The organism is Pseudomonas lurida (assembly GCF_002563895.1).
In the GTDB taxonomy this organism is placed as follows: domain Bacteria; phylum Pseudomonadota; class Gammaproteobacteria; order Pseudomonadales; family Pseudomonadaceae; genus Aquipseudomonas; species Aquipseudomonas lurida.
Genome location: NZ_PDJB01000001.1, coordinates 2,393,927 through 2,406,950, shown reverse-complemented (window position 1 = coordinate 2,406,950; position 13,024 = coordinate 2,393,927). Strand labels below are relative to the sequence as shown.

Below are 13,024 nucleotides of genomic sequence, written 5' to 3'. Positions count from 1 at the left end.
TCAGTTCGCCAGGCTGCGCGGCAGGGCCAGTTGCAGCAGGTTGGATTCAGTGGCGTGTTCGCGAGTTTGCTCACCCCGCATTGCGCCTTCGCACAGCACCAGGATGCGGTCGGAGATGCCCATCACTTCCATCAGGTCGCTGGACACCACAATCACGGCAATGCCCTGGGCCGCGAGGTTATGAATGATCTGGTAGATCTCGGCCTTGGCGCCGATATCGATGCCACGGGTCGGTTCGTCCAACAGCAACACCTTCATCGGCATCGACAGCCAACGACCGAGAATGGCCTTCTGTTGATTGCCGCCCGACAGGTACATGATCTTCTGCGTCGCGTTGGGCGTCTTGACCTTCATGGCCTTGATCTGCTGGTCGGCGTTGCCCTTTTCCCAGCCATCGCGCAGCAGCCAGCCGAACGTGGAATGGGCCCCACGTGCACTGATATTGATGTTCTCGGCGACGCTGGACAGTGGAATGATGCCCTCTTTCTTGCGGTCCTCCGGGCACAACAACACGCCAGCGGCGATGGCATCGCGAGGTGACTGCAAGTGCAGGGGCTTGCCGCAGAGTTCCAGTTGCCCGGCGCTGGCGCGCTCCAGGCCACTGAGCAGGCGAAACAGCTCCGTTCGCCCGGCGCCCACCAGTCCGAACAGGCCCAGAATCTCGCCCTTGCGCACCGAGAAACTGATCGGCTCACGCAGGCCGGGCCCCAGCAGGCCAGTGACCTTCAGCGCCACTTCGCCCTGCTCACGCGGGCGGTAGTCGTAGATATCCTGGATATCGCGGCCCACCATGCACGTCACCAACTGGTCGTGGGTCAGCGCACTCATGTCCTCGAACGTACGCACGTAGCGGCCGTCCTTGAACACCGTCACGGCGTTGCAGATGCGGAACACCTCCTCCATGCGGTGGGACACGTAGAGCACCACTTTGCCCTCGTCGCGCAGGCGGGTGATGATCGCCATCAAGCGGTCGATCTCCCGTGCAGACAGGCTACTGGTGGGCTCGTCAAAGGCGATTACCTGGGCGCCACGGGACAACGCCTTGGCGATTTCCACCAGCTGGCGCTGGCCGAGCGACAGGCGACCGAGTTTTTCTGCCGGATCGATTTCATCCGCCAGGCCCTTCAGGCAGGCCAGTGCCTGCTGGCGCAGCAGGCTTCGGTTGACCACGCCAAGACGCGACGGCAAGTGCCCGAGGAACAGGTTCTCGGCCACCGTCATTTCCGGCACCAGGTGCAGTTCCTGATGGATCACCGCCACGCCGCTGGCAATGCTGTCGGCGGCGTTCTTGAAGGCCATGGTCTGCTCGCCGATCCGCAGCGTGCCGGTACTGGGGATGTAGGCGCCGCCGAGGATCTTCAACAGCGTCGACTTGCCCGCGCCGTTCTCGCCCATCAAGGCGTGCACTTGCCCTGGGTGGGCGCTGAAGCTGATGCCATCCAGCGCCTTGACCCCGGGAAAGGTTTTGCCGATGCCGTCAAACCGAAGGACGGCAGCGGTCATTGCCACAACCCGATCTTGGTCAGTTCTGCCTGGAAGTTCTCACGGGTGATCAGGGTGACTTCGTCCATGGCCGTGTACTTCGCAGGCTCGGTGCCCTTGGTGACCCACTCGAACATCATCAACGCGGTGTTGTAGCCCTCGATATGCGGGCTAGGCAGCATCGAGCCGAAGAAGCCGCTGCTAGGCTTTTTAAGTTCGCCGATGGCGTCAGTGCCATTGATGCCGATGCCGATCACATTGGCGGCCTTGAAGCCGGCGCTTTCGGTAGCGCGTACGCCGCCGAGCACGGTGTTGTCGTTCATGCCGCCGATGATCAGGTTTTTTGCGCCGCTGGGCAGCTTGACCAGGGCGGAGTTGGTGGCGTCCATGCTGCCGGGTACGTCGAGGGTCTTGGCGGCGGTGAACAGGATGTGGTCCTTGGGAATGCCGGCTTCTTCCAGGGATTTGACGGAGCCGTCGGTGCGCTTCTTACCGGTATCGAGTTCGTTGAACGTGTTGATCACCGCGTAGGTGTCCTTCCAGTCCCACCCGCGTTTTTTCGCTTCGGCGGCCATCGCGGCGCCCTGCTTCTGGCCGACTTCAAAGGCGGCCATGCCCAGGTACGGCACGTCTTCCATGAAGGCCCCCTTGGCATCGACGAAACGGTCATCCACGGCAATGACTTTCAGGCCATTGGCCTTGGCCTTGGCGACGATGGCCGGGCCGAGTGACACATCCGGCGGGCAGATCACAAACCCCTTGGCGCCGTTGGCGGCCAGGCTGTCGATGGCCGACAGGGTTTTTTCACCGTCGGGCACGGCGATCTTGATCACAGTAAAGCCATGTTCCTTGCCGGCTTTTTCGGCAAATGCCCATTCGGTCTGGAACCACGGCTCTTCAGCCTGCTTGACCAGGAAACCGATCTTCACTTCCTCAGCGGCCAGTAGCAGGCCACTCAAGCTCATGGCCGAGACCGCCACGGCGGCACAGCACAGGGAACGCAAACGACGACGACGATTCATACGGGTGACTCCTTGTTGTTGTTTTCAAGTCTTGGGTTTAGCCGGCGAAGCGATGACAGGGTTTTCCCGCGACATCGACTTCCATCGCCAGTACCGCGCCATCCAAGGGGTGATCCAAGGGGCTGGCAGCACTGGTGATGTACAGGGTGGTGAGGTTCGGGCCACCAAACACGCAACTAGTGGGGCGGCTGACGGGCAGTTCGACGATACGGTCCACCTCGCCCTCGGGTGTCAGGCGCAACAGGCAACTGCCGTCCCAGCGGGCGTTCCAGATATAGCCTTCAACGTCCATGGCGGAGCCGTCCGGCCCGCCACGCTCGTGTGGGCCGAACCACGTTTGCGCGGGGTCGAGCTGGCCGCCTGGCTGGATAGCATGCCGGTACAGCGTACCGTCCAGGCTGTCGCCGAAATGCACCTGGCGGCCGTCATCACTCCACAGCAAGGTGTTGGGAATGCCCAGGCCGCTGAGCAACGGCGTGACCTGCGCATCGGCATCGATGCGAAACAGGCCGCCGGAACGTCGGGTAATGGGCAGGTCTTCACCCTGCTCGCCAATGTTGTTCTGCATCGTGCCCAGCCACAGGCGGCCCTGGGCATCGCAGCGTGCTTCGTTGCCACGGTTGCCTGCTTGTGGGTCGGCCACGCACAGCAGGGTCAGGGCCTCGGTGACCAGGTCGAGGCGATACACGCCACTGCTCAAGGTCACCAAGGCATCGCCGCGTTCACACGGGATGAACGCCGAGACATGCTCCGGCAACTGCCACACCTGCAACTGCCCGCCCATCAGGCGCAGCGCCTGCTTGCCGGCGATATTCACCCAATACAGTGCCTGGGTGGGCGCATCCCAGAACGGACCTTCGCCCAACTGTGCACGGTGCGGGGTAACGGCGATACACGACATGATGCCTCCTGGATTTTTATTCTTCTCAGGTGCGCGTTACAGCGGGTCGCGAGATGGCGTGCCATCCACCAGCCGCTGGATACGCAACGGGTTGGCGTTTTTCAACGCGTCGGGTAGCAGGCTATCAGGGTAATTCTGGAAGCACACCGGGCGCAGGAAACGGTCGATGGCCAAGGTGCCGACCGAGGTGCCACGGGCATCGGAGGTCGCCGGGTAGGGACCGCCGTGCACCATCGAATCGCAGACCTCCACGCCGGTCGGGTAGCCGTTGAGCAGGATGCGCCCCACTTTCTGCTCCAGCAGTGGCGTGAGTTCGGCGAACTGTTGCAGGTCGGCCGGTTCGCCAATGAGGGTTGCCGTGAGTTGGCCGTGCAGGCCTTGCAGGGCAGCGCTGAGCTGTGCCTGGTCGGCCGCTTCCACAAACACCGTGGTGGGGCCGAACACTTCTTCCTGCAGCACCTCATCGCCCTCGATCAACAGGCGCACATCGGCCTTGAACACCTGCGGTTGCGCTTGATTGCCAGCCTGTTTGCTCCCCGCCAGGTGCTGGATGCCAGGGTGCGCCAGGAGCTTTTCCAGGCCCTTGCCATAGCTGCCCAGGGTGCCCGCGTTAAGCATGGTCTGTGGTGGTTGGTCGCCGATCAGTTGCGCGACCTGTTGGGTGAACGCAGTGAATGCAGGCGAAGCAATACCGATGACCAGCCCGGGGTTGGTGCAGAACTGGCCGCAGCCCTGCACCACCGAGGCGGTCAGGTCGCGCGCCACCGTGTCGGCCCGTGCGGTTAATGCCTGGGGCAGCACGATCACCGGGTTGATGCTCGACATCTCGGCGAACACCGGGATCGGTTGCGGGCGTGCCGCCGCCATGTCGCACAATGCACGGCCGCCCTTGAGCGAACCGGTAAAGCCGACGGCCTGGATGGCCGGGTGCTTGACCAGTGCTTCACCCACGCCACCGCCGAAAATCATATTGAACACACCCGCCGGCATCTCGGTGGCCTCGGCCGCCCGGATGATCGCATCGGCGACGCGTTCTGCCGTCGCCATATGCCCGCTGTGAGCCTTGAACACCACCGGGCAGCCGGCTGCCAGTGCGGCGGCGGTGTCACCGCCCGCGGTGGAAAACGCCAGGGGGAAATTGCTCGCGCCAAACACCGCGACCGGCCCCAGGCCGATGCGGTATTGACGTAGATCCGGGCGTGGCAGCGGCTGGCGGTCAGGCAACGCCTTATCGATGCGCGCGCCGTAGAAATCACCGCGACGCAGCACCGTGGCGAACAGGCGCATCTGGCCGCTGGTGCGCCCACGCTCGCCCTTGATGCGCGCAGCCGGCAGCGCGGTTTCGCGGCACACCAGCTCGACAAAATCTTCCCCCAGCGCGTCCAGTTCATCGGCCACCGCGTCCAGGAACTGCGCGCGGCGCGACGCACTCAAGGCGCGGTAGGCGGGATAGGCCTGCGCGGCCGCCCTGGCGGCGGCGTCGACTTCCTGCGGCGTAGCCTGGTAGAAAGCCTGGGGCAAGGCTTCGCCGGTGGTGGCGTCGACGCTTTGCAACGTGACGCTGCCGTTGGCACTGCGCTGGCCGCCGATATAGTTGTGGCCGAGGTACTGGGTCATGGGGATCTCCTTTAAAGGCTGATGACGTCGCCGGGTTCGAATGCCGCATCGCTGCTGCCGACACGGTTGACCAGCGGCGCGCCGAACTCGGCCTGGCTGATCTCGAACACATCGCCGGCCTGGGTACGTATACCGTCGGCAAATGACAGCGTGGCGGTGCCGAAAAAGTGGATGTGCACGTCGCCGGGCTTGAGGAACTGGCGGTATTTGAAGTGGTGGTATTCGAGGTTTTCCAGGCTGTGGCACATATTGGCCTCGCCGCTGAGGAATTCGTTCCGCCAGATTTCCTCGCCGTTACGCAGGATGCGACTGGTGCCCGCCAGGTGCTGGGGCAACTCACCCACGCGCAACTCTGGGCCATAGCTGCAACTGCGCAGCTTGGAATGGGCCAGGTACAGGTAGTTTTTACGCTCCATCACGTGGTCAGAGAACTCGTTGCCCACCGCGAAACCGACACGATAGGGCTTGCTGTCCGGGCCGATAACGTAGAGGCCACCGATCTCGGGTTCTTCACCGGCATCGTCGGCAAACGGCGGCACCGGGAAGGCGGCGCCGGGGCGCACGACGATGCTGCCGTCGCCCTTGTAGAACCACTCGGGCTGCACGCCCGCCTGGCCGGCCGCGGGCTTACCGCCCTCCACGCCCCACTTGAAGATGCGCATGGTGTCGGTCAGCACGGTGTCGTCACCGGCCTGGTGCATCTTGTCCCGCGCCGAGGCGCTGCCCAGGTGGGTCAGGCCGGTGCCGCTGATCAACATATGGGCCGGGTCCGGATGGTCCAGCGGTGGCAGGATCTTCAGCTCGGCCAGCAACGTGGCATAGTCGTAGCTGTCGCCCAGGCCCAGGCTGTCCACTTGTTGTGCCAGGCCTACGCCCGCTTCAATGGCTGCCAGGGCCAATTCACGCACACTGCGTGCCGTGCGGACTTCACGCAGCTGGGTACCGTCGATCACGCCGACCCGGCGCTCGCCATTACGCAACTCGAACTGAACTAAACGCATGCCATTTCTCCTGGATTAAGTACGTGTGGCGCCACGGGCACTGGCGGCGAATTGGTCGGCAGGCAGCACATGCTTGCGCTCCAGCAGGCGGTAGACCACGAAGGTCAACACCAGCCCGAACACCATCACCCCAGACAAGAAGTACAAGCCAGACGCCAGGTTGCCGGTGTATTCCTTGAGCGCGCCGATCACGAACGGGCCGATATAGCCGCCGAGGTTGCCCACCGAATTGATCAAGGCAATGCCAGCCGCCGCACTGGCGCCCGCGAAGAAGCGTCCGGGCAGGGTCCAGAACACCGCCGTGCAGGAAAACATCGCGAACGCCGCCAGGCACAGCGCGGCCATTTGCAGCACCGGCACACTGAGCCAGGCACTGAAGAACAGACCGATGGCGCCCAGCACATAGAGCACGGCGAGATGGCCGTAGCGGTCGTTCAAACGGTCGGAACTGCGCGGGATGATCAGCAGGCCGATGATCCCGAAGATATACGGCACAGCCGAGATGAAGCCGGTGACCAGGTCAGTGCCGCCGAACTGTTTGATCAGGGTCGGCAGCCACAGGCCGAGGCCGTAGATGCTCAGGGTGACCGGCAGGTAGAACAGCGCCAGCAACAGCACGCGCTTGTCTTTCAACGCATGCAGCGGGTTGCCGTGACGGGTCTGGCCGTAGGCTTGCAGGTCTTTGGCGAGCTCGCCGGTGAGCCAGGCCTTTTCGTCCTCGCTCATCCACGTGACCTGCTTGGGGCCGTCCGGCAAATAGCGCAACACCGGCCAGGTCAGCAGGATCGCCGGGGTGCCGATCACGATGAACAGCCACTGCCAGCCGTGCAGGCCAAGGATGCCGTCCATGCCCAGCAACCCTCCGGACACCGGGCCGGTGATCATCATCGCGATGGGTTGCGACAGGATGAACAGCCCGAGGATCTTGCCGCGATGGCGCACCGGGAACCATTGGGTGATGTAGTACAGGACACCCGGGAAGAACCCCGCCTCCGCCGCGCCGAGCAGAAAGCGCATCACATAGAAGCTGTGCGGCCCCTGCACGAAGGCCATGCCGATGGTGATAGCGCCCCAGGTAATCATGATCCGCGCAAACCAGCGCCGTGCACCAAAGCGGTCGAGCATCAGGTTGCTGGGGATCTCGAACAGGAAGTAGCCAATGAAGAACAGCCCTGCGCCCAGGCCATAGGCGGCGTCGCCGATACCGACGTCGGCGCCCATGTGCAACTTGGCAAAGCCCACGGCGGAGCGGTCCACGTAGGCGATCAGGTACAGCAGGATCAGGAAGGGAATGAGTTTCAGCGTGATGCGCCGAATAAGCCGCAATTCCTGGCTCATGGGGGTCGATCTCCGATTGTTGTTCTTATAGAAGCTCGGGGGACGCCTCTCGCGAAAATCCGCCAGGGCCATACCTCAGTTGAGAAGGACTATATAGTAGGACTATTTGCAAAACAACTCTTCCAAAGCATCGATTTTGCGCTTATGTTTAAGCACGCATAGAACATATAGTCATACAATAAGAGAATCGATCATGCCTGATAAAAAGCCCGGCCTACGCTCCGCCCAGTGGTTTGGTACCGCCGACAAGAACGGCTTCATGTACCGCAGCTGGATGAAGAACCAAGGCATTGCCGACCATCAGTTCCATGGCAAACCGATCATCGGTATCTGCAATACCTGGTCGGAGTTGACGCCGTGCAATGCCCATTTCCGTCAGATCGCCGACCACGTGAAACGCGGCGTGATCGAGGCTGGAGGCTTCCCGGTGGAATTCCCGGTGTTCTCCAATGGCGAATCGAACCTGCGACCTACCGCGATGCTCACCCGCAACCTGGCGAGCATGGACGTGGAAGAAGCCATTCGCGGCAATCCGATTGACGGTGTGGTGCTGCTGACCGGCTGTGACAAGACCACCCCGGCGCTGCTGATGGGCGCGGCCAGCTGCGACGTGCCGGCCATCGTGGTCACCGGCGGGCCGATGCTCAACGGCAAGCACAAGGGCCAGGACATCGGCTCGGGCACGGTGGTGTGGCAGCTCAGCGAACAGGTCAAGGCCGGCACGATTACACTGGACGACTTCCTCGCGGCCGAGGGCGGCATGTCCCGTTCGGCGGGCACCTGCAACACCATGGGCACCGCATCGACCATGGCGTGCATGGCCGAGGCGCTGGGCACTTCCCTGCCCCACAACGCGGCGATTCCGGCGGTGGATGCGCGGCGTTATGTGCTGGCGCACATGTCCGGCATGCGTGCGGTCGAAATGGTGCGTGAAGACTTGAAGTTGTCGAAGATCCTCACTAAAGAGGCGTTTGAAAACGCGATCCGCGTGAACGCGGCCATCGGCGGCTCGACCAACGCGGTGATCCACCTCAAGGCGATCGCCGGGCGCATCGGCGTCGAACTCGACCTGGATGACTGGACCCGCATTGGCCGTGGCATGCCGACCATTGTCGACCTGCAACCCTCGGGGCGCTTCCTGATGGAAGAGTTCTACTACGCCGGTGGCCTGCCCGCCGTGCTGCGCCGCCTCGGCGAAGCCAACCTGATCCCGCACCCGAACGCCCTGACCGTCAACGGCAAGTCCCTGGGCGAGAACACCCAGGACTCGCCGATCTATGGCCAGAACGAGGTGATCCGCACCCTCGACAACCCGATCCGCGCCGACGGTGGCATCTGCGTATTGCGCGGCAACCTGGCGCCGCTGGGTGCGGTGCTCAAGCCGTCCGCCGCCAGCCCGGAGCTGATGCAGCACCGAGGTCGCGCGGTGGTGTTCGAGAACTTCGACATGTACAAGGCGCGCATCAACGACCCGGAGCTGGACGTGGATGCCAACTCGATCCTGGTCATGAAAAACTGCGGCCCCAAGGGTTACCCTGGCATGGCCGAAGTCGGCAACATGGGCTTGCCCGCCAAGCTATTGGCCCAGGGCGTGACAGACATGGTGCGGATTTCCGATGCCCGCATGAGCGGCACCGCGTACGGCACGGTGGTGTTGCATGTGGCGCCGGAAGCCGCGGCCGGCGGACCGTTGGCCACGGTGCAGGAAGGTGACTGGATCGAGCTGGACTGCGCCAACGGCCGCCTGCACTTGGACATTTCCGACGCCGAGCTGGCGGCGCGCATGGCCGACCTGGCGCCCCCGCAAAAACTCATTGTCGGCGGCTATCGCCAGTTGTACATCGACCATGTGCTGCAGGCTGACCAGGGGTGTGACTTTGACTTCCTGGTGGGGTGCCGAGGGGCTGAAGTCCCCCGGCATTCCCACTAATTGGGATGCTATGATGCTGCGAATTCAAGCCAGAGCCTCCCCGTAGTCATGGATCACCAGCCGCCCAAGCCGCGCAAGAGCCAGCATGCCCAGATCGTCCAGGACTTGGGCATGCACATCGTTTCCGGTCGCTTCAAGCCCGAAGAACGGCTGCCCATGGAGGCCACGCTCTGCGAGGAGTACAAGGTCAGTCGCTCGGTGCTGCGTGAGGCCACGCGGGTACTTAGCGCCAAGGGCCTGGTGTATTCCAAGCCCCGCGTAGGCGCGGTGGTGCGGCCTCGGTTGAAGTGGCACCTGCTCGACCCGGACGTGCTGTCCTGGTTGATGCAGTCCACGCCGCACAGCGAGTTCTTCAACACACTGGCCGGGGTACGGCGCATCCTCGAACCGGAAATCGCCGCCATGGCCGCGACCACCGCCACCGATGAAGACATCGCCACCATCGAGAAAGCCTACCTGGGCATGGAAACCGCACAGACCCACGAACAACTGCTACAGGCTGACCTGGACTTCCACCGCGCCATTGCCGATGCCACCCGCAACGACCTGCTGGCCTATATGTGCAACATGCTGTCGCTGCCATTGCGCGAGTCGATCAACATCACCAACCGCCGCCCGGACATTCAGGGCCTGAGCCTGCCTCGGCACAAGGCGATCCTCACCGCGATCCAGAACCGCGATGCCCTTGGGGCGCGGCATGCGTCGCTGGTGCAGTTGGATGACACGCGGGTGGCGCTGGATACGGTAATGAATGTGCTCACGCCGCTCTGACCTCCTGCCCGGCAACCACGCTTTATCAGGTGCAAACCCATTCAAATGTGGGAGCGGGCTTGCCCGCGAATGCGCTGTGTCATCCAGAACATCCAGCGACTGACACTCAGCATTCGCGGGCAAGCCCGCTCCCACAGGTTTAGCTGTGTACGCCGTTACAGCGTGTAGGCGATCCCGACCTGGACTGTGCGGGGCTCGCCCGGGTAGGCCACCCTCTTCATACTCGCGGTTGTGGCGCTGGATACGGTAATGAATGTACTCACGCCGCTCTGACCTCCTGCCCGGCAACCACGCTTTATCAGGTGCAAACCCATTCAAATGTGGGAGCGGGCTTGCCCGCGAATGCGCTGTGTCATCCAGAACATCCAGCGACTGACACTCAGCATTCGCGGGCAAGCCCGCTCCCACAGGTTTACCTGTGTACCCTGTTATAGCGTGTAGGCGATCCCGACCTGGACTGTGCGGGGTTCGCCTGGGTAGGCCACCCTCTTCATACTCGCGGTTGTGGCGCTGGATACGGTAATGAACGTACTCACGCCGCTCTGACCTCCTGCCCGGCAACCACACTTGATCAAGTGCAAACCCATTCAAATGTGGGAGCGGGCTTGCCCGCGAATGCGCTGTGTCAGCCAGAACATCCAGCGACTGACACTCAGCATTCGCGGGCAAGCCCGCTCCCACCGGTTTACCTGTGTACGCCGTTACAGCGTGTAGGCGATCCCGACCTGGACTGTGCGGGGCTCGCCCGGGTAGGCATACACATTACCGAACGCACCTTCTTCATACTCGCGGTTGAACACATTCTTCACATCCAGGTTCAGCCGCAGTTTGTCGTTGACCTTGTAGTAGCCGAGCAGGTCGACCACGGTGTAGGCATCCATCGAGAAGGCAGTGTTGGACGTCTGCCCTGCGCGCTCATCCACGTATTTGCCGCCCGCCCCCAGGCCCAGGCCTTTGAGTGCGCCGTCCTGGAATTCATAGACGTTGAGCAAGCTGAAGCTGTTGCGCGGAATGTTCAACAAGCGCGTGCCCGTGCGCAGGGTATTGTCCTTGGTGACTTCGGCGTCGACGTAGGCATACCCACCGATCACGCGCCACTGCGGGGTGATGTTGCCTGCCACATTCAGGTCCAGGCCTCGGCTGCGTACCTGGCCAGCGGCGACGCTGAAGGTGGAGTCCACGGGGTCGGTGGTGAGCACGTTTTCCTTTTCGATCTGATAGATCGCCGCATCAACGCTCAACTGGCGATCGAAGGCCTCCCACTTGATGCCCATCTCGTAGGACTTGCCTTTCTCCGGCGCAAAACCGCCGCCCTGGCGGCTGGCACCGGTATTGGGCTTGAACGAGCGCGCAGCGTCGGCATACACCGCGACGGTGTCGGTAAGGTCATAGATCACGCCGACGCGCGGGGTCACCGCATTGTCGCTGGCATTCCAGCTTTTCCCGCCTGGCACATAGGTGCGGTAGTCGTGCTCGAAGCGTTCCAAGCGTGCGCCTGCCAGGACTTTGAGACGCTCGGTGAGCGCCACCTGGTCCTGGACGAACGCGGCGTAGGTCTTGAGGTTTTCCTTGTCATGGGTTGGCGTGCGCGTGAGCGCCGGGCGCGCCTGGCCGTAGGCCGGGTTGAAGATGTCGATGGCATACGCGCCCACCGCGCCGCTGGAGCGCTGGATGATCGACGTGTAGTCGTAGTCTTCGAACTCGACGCCGGTGAGTAACGTGTGGTCCAAGCCGGCTGTGGAAAAGTGCCCGGTGAGGTTGAGCTGGGTGTCTTTGTCGGTCCACTCCAGCTTGCGGTAGTTGAAGTTGCGGCCCAATGTGCGACCGTCAGCGGCCAGGCCATTGGCTTCGATGGCGTTGCCTTGCAGCGTGCCGTCCAGCCATTGGAAGCCGCCGCCCAAGGTCCAATTGTCATTGAGCAGGTGTTCGAAACGCAGCTGGGCCATGCTGTTGTCGTTGTGCAATTTGCCGACGTCTGGCTCGCCCCAGAAGGTGTCGCGCGAAGGCGTGCCTTTCTGGTTCGGGTAGCGCGTCAAGCCACGGTCCAGCGGATGGTTATTGCGCATGAAGTCGCCCTCGAAGATCACCTTGGTGTCGTCGGTGGCTTGCCAGGTGAGCACCGGCGTCACGCCGTAGCGTTCGGTTTCCACATGATCACGGAAGGTGTCGCCGCCCTCGCCCACCACGTTCAGGCGATACGCCAGGCGACCTTGCTCGTCCAGCGGGCCAGACGCGTCGAGGGTCGCGCGCTGCATGCCCTGGTTATCCAATTGGCTGCCGAGGGTCACCGTCGGCTCGGCCAGCGGTTGCTTGGACACCACGTTGAAGGTGCCACCGGGGTCACCACGGCCGTAGAGCATGGTCGCCGGGCCGCGCAGCACTTCCAGGCGCTCGAGGGTGTTGGCGTCGGGCATGTTCGGGTAGCCACGGTTGATCGGGAAACCATTGCGGTAGAACTCGCCGGTGGTAAAGCCGCGCACGGTGAAGGTGGTCAACCCCTGCCCGCCGAAGTTGTTCGCCCGGCCCACGCCGCCCGCGTAGTCGAGTGCATCCTGCAGGCGGGTCGCACTCATGTCCTCGACCACGTCTTTGGAGACCACGGTGATGGACTGCGGCGTTTCATGGATCGAGGTATCGGTGCGCGTCGCACTCGCGGAGCGCGTGGCGTGGTAGCCCTGCACTGGCCCCTGGGCGGTTTCATAGTCGGCAGCGCCGGTGACGCTGGTGGTTTGCAGTTCGATGGAGGCTTTCTCAACTGGCTCGACCTGCGCCCAACTCAACGGGGAAAACGCCTGAAGCACACACACGGACAGCACAGTACGACGCATGGGAATAACCTAGTGAAAGAGCCAGATGGAAGGGCATATCTGCCAGTTATTTTGCGGCGCAGGGTATAACAACTGCACAGCAATTGATATGCGTTCTCATTTGTTATGTGCGAATTTTTACCGTCTCGCGGGAT

9 protein-coding genes are annotated in these 13,024 nt (G+C 62.8%); 2 read left to right on the top strand and 7 right to left on the bottom strand.

What is annotated here, in order from left to right:
* The 6 genes from araG to ATH90_RS11005 are packed head-to-tail and all read right to left on the bottom strand — an operon-like array spanning position 1 to position 7,361.
* Positions 1 to 1,503, bottom strand: coding sequence for an L-arabinose ABC transporter ATP-binding protein AraG (gene araG / locus ATH90_RS11030; protein WP_098466248.1), 1,503 nt, complete (start codon positions 1,501 to 1,503; stop codon positions 1 to 3).
* Positions 1,500 to 2,504, bottom strand: a complete 1,005-nt coding sequence (locus ATH90_RS11025; protein ID WP_098466247.1) for a substrate-binding domain-containing protein — start codon at positions 2,502 to 2,504, stop codon at positions 1,500 to 1,502. Before ATH90_RS11025 ends, araG begins: the two co-directional genes overlap by 4 nt.
* Positions 2,505 to 2,541: 37 nt before the next feature.
* Positions 2,542 to 3,405 (bottom strand): SMP-30/gluconolactonase/LRE family protein, encoded by an 864-nt coding sequence (locus ATH90_RS11020; protein WP_034103845.1) that lies wholly within the window; start codon positions 3,403 to 3,405, stop codon positions 2,542 to 2,544.
* A gap of 36 nt (positions 3,406 to 3,441) precedes the next feature.
* Positions 3,442 to 5,022, bottom strand: coding sequence for an aldehyde dehydrogenase (NADP(+)) (locus ATH90_RS11015; RefSeq protein ID WP_034103843.1), 1,581 nt, complete (start codon positions 5,020 to 5,022; stop codon positions 3,442 to 3,444).
* A gap of 11 nt (positions 5,023 to 5,033) precedes the next feature.
* Positions 5,034 to 6,023: an AraD1 family protein gene (araD1, locus tag ATH90_RS11010; protein WP_098466246.1), complete on the bottom strand. Its 990-nt coding sequence runs from the start codon at positions 6,021 to 6,023 to the stop codon at positions 5,034 to 5,036.
* Positions 6,024 to 6,038: 15 nt separating this feature from the next.
* Positions 6,039 to 7,361 carry an MFS transporter gene (locus ATH90_RS11005; RefSeq protein ID WP_034103839.1) on the bottom strand — a complete coding sequence of 441 codons (1,323 nt, stop codon included), beginning with the start codon at positions 7,359 to 7,361 and terminating at the stop codon, positions 6,039 to 6,041.
* A gap of 193 nt (positions 7,362 to 7,554) precedes the next feature.
* On the opposite strand from ATH90_RS11005, the gene ATH90_RS11000 reads away from it, so the two are divergent.
* Both ATH90_RS11000 and ATH90_RS10995 read left to right on the top strand, forming a co-directional pair.
* Positions 7,555 to 9,291, top strand: coding sequence for an IlvD/Edd family dehydratase (locus ATH90_RS11000; RefSeq protein WP_098466245.1), 1,737 nt, complete (start codon positions 7,555 to 7,557; stop codon positions 9,289 to 9,291).
* A gap of 48 nt (positions 9,292 to 9,339) precedes the next feature.
* Complete coding sequence (locus tag ATH90_RS10995; RefSeq protein ID WP_034103835.1) at positions 9,340 to 10,062, top strand: FadR/GntR family transcriptional regulator; 723 nt, start codon at positions 9,340 to 9,342, stop codon at positions 10,060 to 10,062.
* A 701-nt stretch (positions 10,063 to 10,763) separates the two neighbouring features.
* On the opposite strand, the gene ATH90_RS10990 is transcribed toward ATH90_RS10995, so the two are convergent.
* Positions 10,764 to 12,890: a TonB-dependent siderophore receptor gene (locus ATH90_RS10990; protein ID WP_098466244.1), complete on the bottom strand. Its 2,127-nt coding sequence runs from the start codon at positions 12,888 to 12,890 to the stop codon at positions 10,764 to 10,766.
* Between the last annotated feature and the right edge of the window lie 134 nt (positions 12,891 to 13,024).